This window comes from Hydrocarboniphaga daqingensis, from assembly GCF_900129825.1.
Lineage (GTDB): Bacteria > Pseudomonadota > Gammaproteobacteria > Nevskiales > Nevskiaceae > Hydrocarboniphaga > Hydrocarboniphaga daqingensis.
The window spans coordinates 470,054-485,052 of sequence record NZ_FQWZ01000002.1; the positions used below are offsets into that span (position 1 = coordinate 470,054).

The window sequence follows — 14,999 nt, forward strand, 5'->3', positions numbered from 1 at the left end:
CTCAGCGCGCGCTGCGTCGCTAGTCGGCCGCGACCGCGTGCGCGGCACCGCGCGGCCGCCGCGTCAGCCAGACGATGCCGGCGACCGAGAAGCTGATCCAGCCGCAGATCCAGAAGAAGTCCAGCGCCGACATCAGATAGGCCTGGCTGCTCATCGTGCGCGTGATCGCGCCAAGCGCCTGCGTCGGGTTGAGCCCTAGATCGCGCAAGCCGCCCAGCGACTGCTGCAGGCGCGGATCGTAGACGCTGGTGGCTTCGGCCAGGCGTGACTGGTGCAAGGCCGCGTGGCGGTCCCAGAACGTGGTCGTGATCGACGTCGAGAACGAGCCGGCCGTGATCCGCAGGAAGTTCGACAAGCCCGACGCGGCGGGTACGCGCGCATCGGGCACGCCGTCGAGCAGTATCGTCAGCATCGCCACGAAGAACATCGACATGCCGATGCCCTGCACCAGCAGCGGCAGCATGTAGGTCACATAGCTGGCGTCGGCCGTGTAGTTCGAGCGCATGAAGTACGAGATGCCGAACACGATGAACGACGCGGTCGCGAACCAGCGCGGGTCGAAGCGGCCGATGTTCTTGCCCACCAGCGGCGACAGCAGCACGGCGACCATGCCGCTGGGCGCGGCGACGAGGCCGGCCCAGGTCGCGGTGTAGCCCAGCCAGGTCTGCATCCACAGCGGCTGCAGTACGACCGAGCCGAAGAACAGCGCGTAGCCGATGCAGAACGCGAGCACGCCGAAGCTGAAGTTGCGGTTGCGGAACAGCGACAGGTCGATGATCGGGTTCTTCTCGCCCAGCTCCCAGATCATGAACGCAATGAAGCCGACGCCGGCGACGATGGCTTCGACGACGATCGCCGGCGACGAAAACCAGTCGGCGTCCTTGCCGGTGTCGAGCATGATCTGCAGGGCGCCGACCCAGACCACGAGCAGGCTCAGCCCGATGCCGTCGATCGGGATCTTGCGCGTCGGCGTCTCGCGGCCTTTCAAGCCACTCCAGCAGATCGCCGCGCAGAACAGGCCGACCGGCACGTTGATCAGGAAGATCCACGGCCATGAATAGTTGTCGGAGATGTGGCCGCCGAGCAGCGGTCCGCAGATCGGCGCCACCAGCGTCGTCATCGACCAGATCGCCAGCGCCATCCCTTTCTTGTGTGGCGGGAAGATCGAGATCAGCAGTGCTTGCGATCCGGGAATCATCGGGCCGCTGACGGCGCCTTGCAGCACGCGAAACAGAATCAGCGACGGCAAGCTCCAGGCGATGCCGCACAGAAACGATGCGATCGTGAACGCCAGCACCGACAGCACGAAGACGCGCACCACGCCGAAGCGCTGCATCAGCCAGCCGGTCAGCGGCACCGAGATGCCGTTGGCCACAGCGAACGAGGTGATGACCCACGTGCCTTGGTCGTTGGCCACGCCCAAGTTGCCGGAGATCGTCGGGATCGACACATTGGCGATCGTCGTGTCGAGCACCTGCATGAACGTGCCGACCGCCAGCGCGGTCGCCACCAGCGCATGCGAGCCTTTGACCGGCGGCATCGCCGGCGCGGCCGACGCCGCAGCGGCGCTCATGGCGCCGCGTGAGGCGCGCGTGCGGCGCCGCCGCGATGCGCGGCGATGATCCGCGCGATGCGCGCATCAACGTCGGCATCATTGCCGTCGGCAGTGATCGTGCGCGGCGGCAGCGCGCGCACCGTGTTGCTGGCCACGCGCGAGCCGCTGGTGTCGTGCAGGTCGATCTCGGCCTTCATCGACAAGCCAATTCGCAGCGGATTGCGTTGCAGCGCCTCGGGGTCGAGCGCGATGCGCACCGGCACGCGCTGCACGATCTTGATCCAGTTGCCGCTGGCGTTCTGCGCCGGCAGCAGCGCAAACGCGCTGCCGCTGCCGGCGCCGAGGCCGACGACGCGCCCGTCGTACTCGACGCGGCTGCCGTACAGGTCAGCCTGCAGCTTCACCGGCTGGCCGATGCGGATATCGGCCAGCTGCACTTCCTTGAAGTTGGCGTCGACCCAAGCCTGATCCAGCGGCACGACCGCCATCAGCGGCGCACCGGCCGCGATCCGCGCACCGATCTGCACACTGCGCCGCGCCACCGTACCGCTGACCGGCGCAACGATGCGCGTGCGCTTCAGCGCCAGCGCCGCTTCGCGCAGCCGGGCTGCCGCGGCGAGCACCTGCGGATGCGTGTCGATATCGGTATCGGCGATTTGCGCCTGCGTCGTCACCAGTTGCTCCTGGCTGACGGCCAGTGCCGCGCCCAGCTGCGCGACCTGATCGCGCGCGTGCTGCAGCTCTTCAGCCGACACGCCGCCGTCACTTGCGGCGTCGATACGACGCTTCAGGTCGGCGCGTGCTGCGGCCAGCGCGATCTCGCGTTCGCGAATCTGCGCGCGAATGCCGTCAGCCTGCGAAAACGCACCGCGAACCTGGCGCACGCTGCGCGCCAGCTCCGCTTCGGCCGCGGCCAGCGCGACGTTGGCGTCGGCCGGATCGAGTTGCAGCAGCGTCTGGCCGCGCTCGACGTGTTGCGTGTCGTCGACATTCAGCGCGACGACCGTGCCGGCGACGTCGCTGGTGATCTGCACCAGATCGCCGGCGACGTAGGCATCGTCGGTTTCGACGAAGTAGCGCGCATGCAGGCTCCAGTACGCGGCGTAGGCGCCGACTGCAACGATGACCAGCAGTGCCAGCGCGATCAGCCGGGCACGACGCGGATTGGGGGGGACGGTCTGGTTCATGAAGCAGCTCCGGCAACCGCTGCCGCGGAAGAAAGGGAAGAAGGTGAGGGCGCAGCGTCATCCGCCACGGCGTCGGCAGGCGGCTCGAAGCTGCCGCCGAGCGTCAGCAGCAGCGATACGCGAGCGATCACCAGCGCCGACTCGACGCTGATCAGGTCACGCTCGCTGCTCAGCACTTGCGACTCGGCATCGAGTGCGGCGCGTTGTGTCGCAAGCCCGGCGCGATAGCGGCTGCTGGCCAGTGCCAGCGCCTTGCGTGCCGCTTGCAAGGTCTGCTGCGCTTGCTCGCGCTGCAGCAACAGCGAATCACGCCGACTGAGTTGGTCGCTGACGTCGTGCACGGCGCCGAGCACGGCGTCGTTGTATGCGGCCACGGCGGCGTCGAGGTCCGCCGTGGCGCCGTGGTACTTCGCTTTCAAACGCTGCGAATCGAAGATCGGCAGGTGCAGCGTCGGCCCGGCGCCATAGACGCGGCTGCCGGCGTCGAACAACTGATCCAAGCCGACCGACTGGAAGCCGGCAAACGCATTCAGGCTAATGTCCGGATAGAACGCGGCGCGCGCGGCCTCGCTGCCGGCGCGCGTCGCATCGACGCGGGCGCGGGCGGCCAGCACGTCGGGACGGTGCGCCAGCAAGTCGATCGGCAATGCGTCCGGCAGCGGCAGCGCGGTATCGAGTTGAATCTGCGGGCGCTGGATCTGCGCGTAATAGTCGGCGCCGTGGCCGGCGAGCGCGGCGAGTCGGTGTACCGCCAGTTCGCGTGCATCGTCAGCCTGCAAGCGCGCCAGCTTGGCCTGCGGCAGCAGCGCTTCGGCCGTGCGTTGGTCGAGCTCGTTATCGAGTCCGGCGCGAACGCGGCTCTGCGCCAACTTCAGCAGGGCTTGGCGCTGCGCGATGGCAGCGTCCGCCACGTCGGCGAGCGCATAGGCGCGATACAGGTCGACATAGGCTTGTGCAATCGCGCCCGACAGCGCCAGGCGTGCGGCGGCGACGTCGAGGTCGGCCGCACGCTGCTGCGCTTGCGACGCTTTCAGCAGGCTGGCCTGACGGCCCCAGAAGTCCAGATCCCAGTTCAGATTCACTGCGAGCTGACCGACCCAGTACGTGCCGCCGCCACCCGCCGGGAAGCCGAGCGAACGCGGTGGCGCCGTGTAGTTTTCCGACAAACGCTGACGCACTTCCTGGCCGTCGAGCGTCAGGCCCGGACGCAGCGGCGCGCCGACGGCCTGTGCTTGCGCTTGCGCGGCGCGAACGCGGCTGAGCGCTTCGTCGAGCGTCGGGTTGTGCGCCAGCGCTTCGTCGATCAAGGCATCGAGCTGGCGGTCGCCGAAGCCCTTCCACCATTGCGGATCAACCGGCGCGCGCGCTGCACTGCCCAGGCCGAGCGTTTCCTCAGCGACTGTTTCGACGGTGGGTGCCGACGTGGGTGCGGTCACGCAACCACCAGCGAGCAGTGCGAGTGAAGCGCCGAGCGCGATCCGCGGCCCGTGTGCGGACAAACGGCGTGGGACGTGCATCAGTCGGCTCCTTCGATTGGCGTCTTGCGGATCGTGTCGATCAGCTTGTTCAGCAGACGCGACAGTTCGTTGAACTCTTCTTTGCTGAAGTCCGCAAGCGCTGCGTTGAGCTTGTCGACGATGATCGGCGTCAGCTCGCTGCATTTGCCGGCGCCGGCCTCGGTCAGTTGCAGGTGCACCACGCGTCGGTCGTCGCGGCTGCGCTGGCGGCTGATGTAGCCGCGTTCTTCGAGCTGGTCGAGCAAGCGCGTCAGGGCGCCGGTGTCGTGTCGTAGCGTGCGGCACAGGTCGCTGGCGGTCAGCTCGCGGCCTTCCTTCAGGCGCAACAGCACCAGCCATTGCTGAAACGTCACATCGTGGCCGGCAAAAGCGGCCGTTGCGTGATCGTGCATCAGCATGTGCGCCATCTTGGCGAGGTAGCCGATGCTGGTCGCGGACTTGAAGTTGCGGGCGGTGTAGTGGCGAACCGTCATTGATTATCGCTGCCTAGGCAGATATTGCGCGGGCAGATGCTGCTCGCACAGAAAAAGCCTGTCAAGCGGGTGCACGCGCCGCTGCTAGTCCGTGCGGGGTATGCAATTCGGTGGGCGATTCTCGAAACTCTGAACATGAGCCCGGATGCCGCCGATACGCCGTCCCAGGCCCCGAGCGCGGCTCCGCGCGTGGGTCGTCCGCCGCGCGTCAATCTGCAGCGCATCGTCGATGCGGCGCTGGAGATCGGCTTGGACCGCGTCAGCCTGCCGATGGTCGCCGACAAGCTCGGCGTCGGCTCGTCGACGCTGTATCGCCACGTGCGCAATCGCGACGAGTTGTTGCGGCTTGCCACGGTCAAGGTGGCGCTGGAGCGGCGCTTGCCGAGTGCACCGCAGACGCACTGGTCGGCGTTGGCGATGCGCTACGCGCAGAGCTTGTTCGACTCCTTGTCACGCGAACCTTTGGTGATCCAGGAGTTGATGCGCGGCCGCTTGGGTCCCGACGTCGAAGTCGATTATCTGGAGCCGTTTCTGCTGGCGATGAGCCAGCATGGCTTTACCCCGGCCGAAGGTCTGCACTTGTTTCGCGCGATCGGCATGGTCACCGTCGGCGCTGCTGTGGGTGCGACCGCCGTGCAGGCGCGCGTTGCTGCTGGCGACAAAGATGGCGCCGACGCGTTTGCTCGCGTGCTCGCCGAGCGCGCGCCCTCCGAATTGCCGCTGATCCGCGCTGCGCTGGCCGAGCGTGTTGATCTGGTCGGCAACCAGTGGCCAGGCTTGCTGCATTTGTTGCTGGCCGGCATCGCCGCGACCCGTGGCGAGGTTCTGCCGCCGCTGGAACCTGCCGGCTGAAGCGTCGTCCAAGCCATTGTCGATACCGATCGACCAAATACTTAACTTGGATGAGGTGAGCTTGTGGCGGCCGTCGGACGATGTCGCCCTAAGCACCCCGCCAATATGACAGGCCTACACAGCGGCGATCGACGATCACCCGTCGACACCAGCGCCGGGCCAATGCGACAAACGAGGAGAACTGTATGAAGCGTGCATTCCGGTTAGGTAGCGGCCTGGCCCTGTTGGGCGCATTGCTGCTGCCGGCCGCCGCGATGGCGAAAGTCAGTGCCGACAAGGCGGCCGAACTCGACGGCCCCAAGCTGACCTGCGTCGGCGCCGAGCGCGCAGGGACGCCCAGCGGCGTCGCCGAGTTCACCGGCAAGTGGGTTGGCAAGTGGCCCGGCATGAAGGGCGAATACGGCTATGAACCCGGCCCCTATGCCGACGAGAAGCCCAAGTTCACGATCACCGCCGCCAACATGGCGCAGTACGCCGCCAATCTGACCGAAGGCCAGAAGGCGATGCTGAAGAAGTACCCCAACTACAAGATGAACGTGTACCCGAGCCATCGCGACTTCGGCGTGCCGTCGTGGGTCTGCGATACCGCCAAGAAGAACGCGACGACCGGCGAGCTGGTCGACGATGGTCGCGGCGCAACCGGCATCGGTGGCGCATCGTCGTTCCCGATTCCGCAGAGCGGCCTGGAAGTGATCTGGAACACGACGACCTCGTTCCGCCCGAGCACCGAAAAGGCGGTTTGCGATATCGCCAACGTCTACGCCAACGGCAGCGTTGCGTGGGGCCGCAACAAGTTCATGACGTACAACTTGATGAACGACCCGAAGAAGCGTCTGTCGTTCGCCGAGCAGCGCATCAACGCTTACTTCTACACCGGCTACTCGCTGCCGGAGCGCGACAAGGGTTACGTCGCGGTCGGCTTCCAGCCAAACAACTTCGCCAAGGATCACACGCAGGCCTGGCAGTATCTGCCCGGTACGCGCCGCGTTCGCCAGGCGCCGGAAATCGGCTTTGACTATCCGGTGCCGCCGGCGGGCGCGCGTACGATCGACGACGACTATGGCTTCAACGGCTCGCCTGAGCGCTACACGTGGAAGCTGGTCGGCAAGAAGGAAATGTACATCCCGTACCACAACTTCAAGATCAACGATCCGTCGCTCAAGTACGCCGACATCATCAAGCCGGGCGTGCCGAACTCCGACCTGATCCGCTACGAATTGCACCGCGTCTGGGTGCTGGAAGCCACGCTCAAGGACGGTGTCCGCCACATCTACAAGAAGCGTCAGATCTACGTCGACGAGGACAACTGGCAGGTGATGTGGGCCGACAACTACGACGGCCGTGACCAGCTGTGGCGCATCAGCATGATCACGTACCACTACTCGCAGGAATCGGCGAGCTTCCACCGCGGTGCGTCGTTCTACGTCGACCTGATCGCCGGCGGCTACGAAGCGGGCTATCTGGTCAACGAGCGTGGCAACGATTGGTGGCGGATCAACCAGCCGATGTCGCCGTCGCAGTTCACGCCGGAAGCCGCCGGCCGCGCCGGTCACTGACGCCGCCGCGCAGCCGCAATCAACAGGATCGATGCGATGAACACAGCCACTGACATGCCGATGCCCACCGCATCGATCCGCGCCACGTTCGACCGCGTGCGGGCGCTGGCGCCGCCGTTGGTCGACACCACGGCCGACCAGCGCATCGCCAAGATTCAGCGGCTGATGAAGACGCTGATGAAGTACCGTCAGCAGATCTACGAGACCGGCAAGCTGGAGCGGGGCCTGTCGCCGCCGGACATGGATGGCGAGTTGGTGATGCTCAAGTTCGAGGCGGAGTTCATCGCCAAGAACCTGCACGACTGGATGACGCCCAAGCCGGCCGAACCGTCGCTGATGACGCTGGGCAAGAAGTGCTACGTCCGCTACGAGCCCAAGGGCACGGTGCTGGTGTTGCCGAGTTGGAACGCGCCCTACGTGATCGGCTTTCTGCCGGTGCTTGGCGCGATCGCTGCCGGTAATTCGATCATCCTCAAGCCCAGCGAGCTGTCGCCGCATTCGTCGGCGCTGTGCGCACGGATCGTCAAGGAAGCGTTCCCGGACGGCGAGGTCAGCTGCATCGAAGGGGGTGCCGAAGCGGCGCAGGCGCTGCTGGCCTGCCCGTTCAATCACATCTTCTACATCGGCAACAATCACGTCGGCCGCATTGTGATGAAGGCGGCGGCGGATCACTTCGCGTCAGTGACGCTGGAGATGGGCGGCAAGAATCCGTCGATCATCGACAAGAGTGCCGACGTCGAAGACGCGGCACTGAAGACCAGCTGGGGCCGCATGTGCAATGCCGGCCAGGCCTGCATCGCACCTGATTACGTGCTGGTGCACGAATCGGTGGCGCAGCGCTTCACCGAGGCGCTGGTGCGGGAAATCAAGGCGATGTACAACCCGAAAGGCACGGGCTTCGAGAACAACCCCGAGTTTCCGCGGATCATCAACACGCGGCATTTCGAGCGCATCAAGGGTTTGATCGAAGATGCACGCGCCAAGGGTGCGCGCTTCGAGATCGGTGGTGAGTACCGCGCCGAGGATCGCTACATCGCGCCGACCGTCGTCACCCAGGTGAATGACGACATGCGGCTGATGAAGGAAGAAATCTTCGGGCCGATGATCGCTGTGGTGCCGTATCGCACCCGCGAAGAAGTCGTCGAATACATCGCCGCTCGCGACAAGCCGCTGGCGCTGTATGTGTTTTCCAAGGATGCCGACGCAACCGAATACTTCATCCGCCACACCACGTCCGGCAGTTCGGTGGTCAACCACAATGTGGTCCAGTCGGGTACCAATCCGCATCTGCCGTTCGGTGGCGTCAACTCCAGCGGCATCGGTCGCATGGTTGGCTTCGCGACGTTCAACGAATGCAGCAACGGCCGCGCGATTGTCGAAGAAGGTCCGCCGCTGATGGACCCGCGCGAGATGTTTCCGCCGTTGACCGACAAGTACAAGAAGCAGCTCAGCGACTTGCTGGACCGCGAAAAGCCGATTCCGGGCTTCGTCGTGCCGATGGTGTCGGCGATCATCAAGCTGCGGACGATGTTCTCTCGCCGCTGATCGCCTTGCGGCACGTCGTGCCGCGTCGCGACGCCTCAGTGCGACGCTCAGATGTAGCGCGCTGAGGCGGCCCTGTCGGGTCCGCCTAAGTTTCAGCCAGCGCGGTTTAGCATCGGCGCCGATCGGTCGATCGCGCCGCCGGTGGGGCGTGACAGCTCGGCCGCACTCTGCAGGCCGAGCAGGATCAGCGTCAGCGCCGCGAGAACGATCAGCACCGGCGTCAGCATTGACGGCTCGCGGTCGTCGGCCCGGCGATCGAGGCCGTGGTCGTCGGGTATCGAAGTCAGTGTGTCGTCCATGATGGGGGTACCGGCGGGTTGCTCAGGACGCTGGCATGCGCGAACCATGCCGCCGCCGGCACGCGGCGTCGTGGTCGACGCCACTGTCCGCCAACGGTATTGGAACCGGCGACGAGCGGACGGTGGCGGCGCACAAGCCGCCACCGGATTCACCGCGCAGCAGGCCTCAGGCCGTGGCATCGGCCGTGACCGCCGCTGCCGACGCCGACAGACGGGGGTAGTCGACATAGCCCGATGCACCACCGGCGTACAGCTTGCTGAAATCGACGTCATTCAGTGGTGCACGCAGGGCGAAGCGCTCGACCAGATCCGGATTGGCGATGTACGGCTTGCCATAGACGATCGCATCGGCGACGCCACTGGCGATGTCGGCTTCGCCGGCCTCGCGGGTATAGCCGCCATTGAGCAGCAGCGGCACGCGCTTGAGGATGCCGCGCGCCAATTGGGCCAGCTCGCGCTCGGCCGCGTCGTCGAACTGGTTGTGACGCAGTTCGAAGAACGCAGCGCCACGCGCTTCGAACTGCTCGGCGACGTAGCGCACCAGCGCAACCGGGTCGGAGTCGCTGATGTCGTTGTAGGCCACCAGCGGCGAAATCCGCAGGCCGACGCGGTCGGCGCCGTACACCTCGATCACCGCGTCGACGATCTCGAACAGCAGACGGGCGCGATTCTCGATCGAGCCGCCGTATTCATCCTGGCGATCGTTGACGCTGTCGCGCAGGAACTGGTCGATCAGATAACCGTGGGCGCCATGCACCTGCACCGCGTCGAAACCAGCGCGCTGGGCGTTGACCGCGGCCGCGCGGAACTGCGCGACGATGCCGGGCAGTTCGTCGAGGCGCAGCCGGCGCGGTGCGACTTGCGGCACCGTGCCCTGCAGCGTCGGAATGCCATCGTCCTTGATCGCGCGATCGGTCGACGACACGGTCTCGGCGCCGTCGTTGTTGAACGGGTGCGCCGCCCGCCCCGGATGCCAGATCTGCAGGGCGATCAAGCCGCCTTCGGCGTGTACGGCGTCGGTGACCTTGCGCCACTGCGCGACTTGTTCGTCGGAATAGATGCCCGGATCGGTGATGAATGCCGATGCCTTGGGTGCGACCATCGCGCACTCGGTGATGATCAAGCCGGCGCTGGCGCGCTGGCGGTAGTAGTCGACCATCAGCTCAGTCGGCACGTGGTCGAACGTGGCGCGGGTGCGCGTCATCGGCGACATCACGATGCGGTTGCGCAGCGTCAGCGCGCCGAGGCGGGTCGGGGTCAGCAGGGAATCGTGGCTAGGCATGGGGCTCATTCGAAAAAGGTCCTTTCGGATCGGATTTGGGATTCAGAAATCGAGAACTACCAGGGCAGGGTTTCGCCCAGGTGAGTGAAGCTGCCGCTGGGGCCGTCGTCGGCGATCAGTGCCATCGCCACGCTGGTGCGCGCGCCTTCGGGCACTTCGAGTTCGCCGCCGCCTCGGTTCATTTCGGTCTTCACATAGCCGGGATGAATCGTGTTGACCTTGATACGCGACGCTTTCAGCTCGTAGGCCAGCTGTACGGTCCACGCATTCACGGCGCTCTTGGAGACGTTGTACGCGGGTATGCCTTTCATCTCGTAGATCGGTGATCCCGGCTGGCCGTGCAACGCGATCGAGCCCAGCACGCTGGACACGTTGACGATGCGGCCGGCGTCGGACCGATGCAGCAGCGGCAGCATGGCCTGGGTCACCTCGATCAGGCCGAACAGATTGGTGTCGAACACCTCGCGCCACTGCGCCAAGGTCTGCGCAGACGGTCCGGCGACCATCTCGCCGAGCACGCCGGCGTTGTTGACCAGAATGTCGAGCCGGCCATGGCGGGCGTCGATCGCCGCGGCCGCCGCGTGCACGCTGGCGCTATCGGCCACGTCGATCACCACGGATTCGGCGGCCACGCCCTCGGCTTTCAGCGTGGCGGCAGCCTGCTCGCCGGCCGCCGCCCCGCGCGCACCGACGATCACATGGACGCCCTGCTGGCCGAGCTGTCGCGCGGTTTCCAGTCCGATGCCGCGATTGCCGCCGGTGATCAGTGCAATGCGAGTGCTCATGTTCGACTCCTGCTGAAATAGAGAACGACCGGTCTGCGCTGGGCTTTGACGAAGCCGGGTGCAGCGGAGAGAATGCCGTCCGTGTGTTACCGGTCAGTAACGATGAGTTATAGTTACTGACCGGTCACACCCCTGTCAAGAGGTTGCGATGATCCCGAACAACGCCGTTACGACGACCGAAATCGAGCCTGGTTCCTCGCTGTGCGATGGCGATACGGCGCCGGGCGCTGCCGCCTGTGCGGCCAAGGTGCGGGTACGCGACCGCATCTTCGACACCGCCTGCGAGTTGTTCTATCGCCAGGGCATCCGCGGCGTCGGCGTCGACGCGATCGCCAGCGAGGCCGGTACCAACAAGATGAGCTTCTATCGAAGCTTTCCGTCCAAGGACGAGTTGGTCGCCGAATACGTGCGCGAGGCCGCGCGGCAGTTCGACGCCTGGTGGCAGCAGACGATCGCGCCGCACGCCGGCGATCCGCGCCGTCAGGCCGAAGCATTGTTCGAAGCCACCGTCGACCGGCCGACGCAGCACTGCGACCGCGGCTGCGCAATGGCCAATGTGATGGTCGAAATCCACGAGCAGGACCACGCTGCGTTGCAGGTCGTGCGCGAGCACAAGGCCGATGTGCGCCAGCGCTTGCGCCGTCTGGCCGCCGATATGGGCGCTCGCGAGCCCGAGCAGCTCGGCGATGCGCTGATGCTATTGCTCGGCGGTACCCATCAAACACGGATGATGTTCGCGGCCAATGACTCGCCGGTGGCGGTCGCCGCCTGCGCCGCCAAGACGCTGATCGAAGCGCATTTGCGCCGCGGCTGAGGCATTTCGCTCGGTTGATGGCCTATCGGCGGACGCCGTTGCGGCGCCCGGGACCTGGCCGGACGGAAGCCCATCGATGTGTGGCGGGCCTCGCCGGCGTCGAGCGACGTCACCGGCGGGTCTTGCCGGCCTGGATCACAGCACGGTCAGCTTGACGTCGAGATTGCCGCGCGTGGCATTCGAGTACGGGCAGACCTGGTGCGCTTTTTCGACCAGCGCGACCGCCGCGTCGCGCTCGACGCCCGGCAGCTTGATCGCCAGCGCCACGTCGAGGCCGAAGCCGCCCTCAGAGCGCGGGCCGATGCCGACCGTAGCCTGGACCGTCGTGTCGGCCGGCACTTTGGGGCCGCCCTGCGATGCGACGAACTTCATCGCGCCGAGGAAGCAGGCCGAGTAGCCCGCCGCGAACAACTGCTCCGGATTGTTGCCGGGGCCGCCGGCGCCGCCGAGTTCGCGCGGGGTGGCGAGGCGGACGGCAAGGCTGCCATCGTCGACGGCGGACTGGCCATCACGGCCGCCATTGGCGGTGGCGCTGGTGCGATACAGGACATTGGTCGGCATTGGAATCTCCTTGGAGTGGGTGGGTTCAACAGCGGCCACGTTAGCGGCAATTAGATTGCACACAAAGTATTTATTCGGACTGAGCCGGTCGGTTCTTATGCCATTCGATGCCGTGCAATCGAATTGCGCACAATCGTTCATACTCAGGCGTCTGATCCGGAGTCCCGATGCCCAAGTCCGCCCCTGCGTTCGACGCGCCGCTGCCGCTGGCCGACAACCTGTGCTTTGCGGTCTATTCCACGGCGCTGGCGTTCAACGCGGTCTACAAGCCGATCCTGGATCGGTTGCATCTGACCTATCCGCAGTACCTGGTGATGTTGGTGCTGTGGCAGCAGGACGATGTGCCGGTCAAGGACATCGGACGTCTGCTGCATCTGGATTCGGGGACGCTGACGCCGCTGCTGAAGCGGCTGGAGGCGATCGGCTACCTGGCGCGCCGCCGCCATGCGGCCGACGAGCGCCAGCTGCGGATCACGTTGACCGATGCGGGTCGCGCGCTGGCCGACCAGGCGCGGTCGATTCCGCAGGGGATCGGCGCGGCCTGCGGCCTCGGTTGGGACGAGCTGGGCAAGCTGCGCGATCAGCTGACGCAGTTGCGTGAGCAACTCGATCGCGCCGCCGAGGCTTCGCGCCCGGCGCCCGCCGCCGTCCGCTAGCGCATCGCAGGCGGCCGCTGGCGCCGGGGCTATCGATCGTGCCGATCGCGTTGCCCGGTGCTGCCCTGATGTCCGCCGTGCTCGGGCCGGCGGCGATGCGGGTCGTCACACGCGGCGCCATCGGCCCCTCGTGGTGCATCCTGCGGCGGCGGCGTGGCCGAATCGGTGTGGGTGGTGATGGCGCGCGGCGCCTTGTTCCGGGTGGCTTTCATGGACGGACTCCGGTTCCAACGTGGAGGCCCAGCGTGGTCGCCGGCCCCAGCACCGTCGATGAACGAATGCGCGCACGGAATCGCGATGCCGAGGTCTTACACTGCGGCCATCCTGACCGTGTTGCCTTTTCGCATGCCGACCCTGCCTTTCCGATTGCCAGCCGCCACGTTGCTGCTCAGCCTGTGGCTCGGCGGCTGTGCCAGTGACGATCTGTCGCCGTCTCACGACCGCAGCCGGTCGCCGATCCCGTTCCAGGCTTTCGAAGACGCCGACACCAATCACGACGGTCGGCTCGACCGCGATGAAGTGGCGGCCGTGCCGGACATCGAACCCTTGTCGCGGGTGTTCGAGCGGATCGACGCCGATCACAGCGGCTACTTGTCGTGGAACGAGGTCCGCGCCGGCCGGTTCCCGTTCTACCGATTGCCGCCGCTGCCGAAGCAGTGAACAAAAATAAACTAATAGTTTAATGATCAATATTAAATCTCGGCTGTCCCGATGACCCTGGCCCTTTCGCTGATCGTCTTGATCGATGTGCTGCTGCTGGTCGCGGTCGTGGCCGGCCGCTGGCCTCGCCCGGGCGACGGCCGCTGGATGCCGATGTCACCCAGCTTGCGCGCTGGTCTGGTCGCCGTTGCGCTGGCACTGGCCTGTGCGGGTTTTGCAGCGCGGCAGGGCTGGCTCGGCGCCGCGCCGTCGAGCGCGCCAGCGCTGGTCTACAGCAGCCCCGGCGTCCCGCGGCCCGTGGCGCCGCTGTGGGATGAATCACAGGCCAACGCGGTGCCGTCGACTCAAGCCGAGCCGGCGGCGTCGGGCGCGGCGCCGCTGCTGCCGCGCTCGGCGCTGGCGCCGATGCCCGAGCCAACGCCGTTACCCGCGTCGATCGATCGCCCGGCCTTGCCGGATCCGCCGGCCAAGCCCGCGCCGATGCCACCATCGGCCCGGCCGAACAACACGGAGGCGGCACCGCGTCGCGGCAACGAAGCGGCTGGCGATTGCCCGTCGCCGCTGCCCGCCAACGGCGAGCCGATGACCATCGTCCGTATTGCGGATCGTCTCGGACCCGGCCAGCGTCGCGAGCGTTTGAACATCACAGTCGAAGGCTGCGGCACGCTGCGCATGGAGCTGAGCCGTGCGCGCCCCCGCGCCGAGCTTCGGGTGCGGGTGCCGCCGTCCGGCGCCATGTACCGGCTCGATGGCGACACCGACTACGACGATGGTCGACGGCTGACGATCGCCGGCGACGGCTGGCTGGACGCAGAAGCGGCGCGTTACGAACTGCGCCTGCTCGACGAGTACAGCGGGGTTTATCAGCTGGAGCCGCAGTATTGAGCCGCGGCTGAGTCGCGCGTGGCGCACGACTACAATGGTGGCACTGGCAGCGGAGGGTTGAGATGAAGATGCGGTCTTGCTTGCAGGCGGTGTTGATTGGCGCCGCCGCGTTGCTGGCGACAGCTTGTGCGTCGAACAAGGCCGTTGATGCGCGGTCGCCGCAGGCGGTCATTGACGCCGTCAACATCGGCGACGAAGTCGACATCAACACCAAGGGCGGCCAGCACTATCGGTTCGCGGTGACCAAGATCACCAACAAGGCGCTCTACGGCGACGGTTACCGCGTCGGCTACGGCGAGATCGAGCGCGTCGGCGTCAAGCGCAAGGACTCGGGCTCCTTCTTGTTCGACTGACTGCCGCGCAGGACGCGCC

At 66.3% G+C, this 14,999-nt stretch carries 17 protein-coding genes; 8 read left to right on the forward strand and 9 right to left on the reverse strand.

Features of this window, described 5'->3' with window-relative positions; all coding sequences use genetic code 11:
- Positions 1-19: 19 nt before the first annotated feature.
- From BUB09_RS05130 to BUB09_RS05145, 4 genes are read right to left on the reverse strand one after another with little or no spacing between them, the layout of a single operon-like run.
- Complete coding sequence (locus BUB09_RS05130; protein ID WP_072895009.1) at positions 20-1,573, reverse strand: DHA2 family efflux MFS transporter permease subunit; 1,554 nt, start codon at positions 1,571-1,573, stop codon at positions 20-22.
- Positions 1,570-2,742, reverse strand: a complete 1,173-nt coding sequence (locus BUB09_RS05135; RefSeq protein WP_072895011.1) for an HlyD family secretion protein — start codon at positions 2,740-2,742, stop codon at positions 1,570-1,572. Before BUB09_RS05135 ends, BUB09_RS05130 begins: the two co-directional genes overlap by 4 nt.
- Positions 2,739-4,259: an efflux transporter outer membrane subunit gene (locus tag BUB09_RS05140; RefSeq protein WP_072895014.1), complete on the reverse strand. Its 1,521-nt coding sequence runs from the start codon at positions 4,257-4,259 to the stop codon at positions 2,739-2,741. Before BUB09_RS05140 ends, BUB09_RS05135 begins: the two co-directional genes overlap by 4 nt.
- Positions 4,259-4,732 (reverse strand): MarR family winged helix-turn-helix transcriptional regulator, encoded by a 474-nt coding sequence (locus BUB09_RS05145; RefSeq protein ID WP_072895017.1) that lies wholly within the window; start codon positions 4,730-4,732, stop codon positions 4,259-4,261. The genes BUB09_RS05140 and BUB09_RS05145 overlap by 1 nt, the downstream gene beginning before the upstream one ends.
- 135 nt (positions 4,733-4,867) lie before the next feature.
- Between BUB09_RS05145 and BUB09_RS05150 the strand changes: the two genes are divergently transcribed.
- The 3 genes from BUB09_RS05150 to BUB09_RS05160 all read left to right on the forward strand — a co-directional run bounded on the left by BUB09_RS05150 (position 4,868) and on the right by BUB09_RS05160 (position 8,685).
- A complete protein-coding gene (locus tag BUB09_RS05150; RefSeq protein WP_175550109.1) occupies positions 4,868-5,584 on the forward strand; it encodes a TetR family transcriptional regulator in 717 nt (238 codons plus the stop codon).
- Positions 5,585-5,769: 185 nt separating this feature from the next.
- Positions 5,770-7,140 (forward strand): DUF1329 domain-containing protein, encoded by a 1,371-nt coding sequence (locus BUB09_RS05155; protein ID WP_072895023.1) that lies wholly within the window; start codon positions 5,770-5,772, stop codon positions 7,138-7,140.
- A gap of 36 nt (positions 7,141-7,176) precedes the next feature.
- The gene (locus BUB09_RS05160) at positions 7,177-8,685 is read left to right on the forward strand and encodes an aldehyde dehydrogenase family protein (RefSeq protein WP_072895026.1); all 1,509 of its coding nucleotides are present in this window, start codon (positions 7,177-7,179) and stop codon (positions 8,683-8,685) included.
- A 92-nt stretch (positions 8,686-8,777) separates the two neighbouring features.
- Here BUB09_RS05160 and BUB09_RS05165 read toward each other — a convergent pair whose 3' ends face one another.
- The 3 genes from BUB09_RS05165 to BUB09_RS05175 form a co-directional block, all read right to left on the reverse strand.
- Positions 8,778-8,984 carry a hypothetical protein gene (locus tag BUB09_RS05165; RefSeq protein ID WP_139250125.1) on the reverse strand — a complete coding sequence of 69 codons (207 nt, stop codon included), beginning with the start codon at positions 8,982-8,984 and terminating at the stop codon, positions 8,778-8,780.
- Positions 8,985-9,150: 166 nt separating this feature from the next.
- Complete coding sequence (locus BUB09_RS05170; RefSeq protein ID WP_072895032.1) at positions 9,151-10,266, reverse strand: alkene reductase; 1,116 nt, start codon at positions 10,264-10,266, stop codon at positions 9,151-9,153.
- 56 nt (positions 10,267-10,322) lie between these two features.
- A complete protein-coding gene (locus tag BUB09_RS05175) occupies positions 10,323-11,051 on the reverse strand; it encodes an SDR family oxidoreductase (RefSeq protein ID WP_072895035.1) in 729 nt (242 codons plus the stop codon).
- Between the two features lie 148 nt (positions 11,052-11,199).
- Here BUB09_RS05175 and BUB09_RS05180 point away from each other — a divergent pair, with 148 nt between their 5' ends.
- Positions 11,200-11,865: a TetR/AcrR family transcriptional regulator gene (locus BUB09_RS05180; RefSeq protein WP_084083174.1), complete on the forward strand. Its 666-nt coding sequence runs from the start codon at positions 11,200-11,202 to the stop codon at positions 11,863-11,865.
- A 135-nt stretch (positions 11,866-12,000) separates the two neighbouring features.
- Here the strand turns inward: BUB09_RS05180 and BUB09_RS05185 are convergent, their stop codons facing one another.
- Positions 12,001-12,426 (reverse strand): organic hydroperoxide resistance protein, encoded by a 426-nt coding sequence (locus BUB09_RS05185; protein ID WP_072895038.1) that lies wholly within the window; start codon positions 12,424-12,426, stop codon positions 12,001-12,003.
- 167 nt (positions 12,427-12,593) lie between these two features.
- On the opposite strand from BUB09_RS05185, the gene BUB09_RS05190 reads away from it, so the two are divergent.
- Positions 12,594-13,082: a MarR family winged helix-turn-helix transcriptional regulator gene (locus BUB09_RS05190; protein WP_072895040.1), complete on the forward strand. Its 489-nt coding sequence runs from the start codon at positions 12,594-12,596 to the stop codon at positions 13,080-13,082.
- Positions 13,083-13,111: 29 nt separating this feature from the next.
- On the opposite strand, the gene BUB09_RS17140 is transcribed toward BUB09_RS05190, so the two are convergent.
- Entirely contained in the window at positions 13,112-13,294 is a 183-nt protein-coding gene (locus BUB09_RS17140) for a hypothetical protein (RefSeq protein ID WP_175550110.1), read from the reverse strand.
- A 133-nt stretch (positions 13,295-13,427) separates the two neighbouring features.
- Between BUB09_RS17140 and BUB09_RS17145 the strand changes: the two genes are divergently transcribed.
- The 3 genes from BUB09_RS17145 (at position 13,428) to BUB09_RS05205 (ending at position 14,980) form a co-directional block, all read left to right on the forward strand.
- The gene (locus BUB09_RS17145) at positions 13,428-13,742 is read left to right on the forward strand and encodes an EF-hand domain-containing protein (RefSeq protein ID WP_175550111.1); all 315 of its coding nucleotides are present in this window, start codon (positions 13,428-13,430) and stop codon (positions 13,740-13,742) included.
- A gap of 51 nt (positions 13,743-13,793) precedes the next feature.
- Positions 13,794-14,627, forward strand: coding sequence for a hypothetical protein (locus tag BUB09_RS05200; RefSeq protein WP_072895045.1), 834 nt, complete (start codon positions 13,794-13,796; stop codon positions 14,625-14,627).
- Positions 14,628-14,689: 62 nt separating this feature from the next.
- On the forward strand, positions 14,690-14,980 hold the full coding sequence (locus BUB09_RS05205; protein ID WP_072895048.1) for a hypothetical protein: 291 nt from the start codon (positions 14,690-14,692) through the stop codon (positions 14,978-14,980).
- The last annotated feature ends 19 nt before the right edge of the window (positions 14,981-14,999 follow it).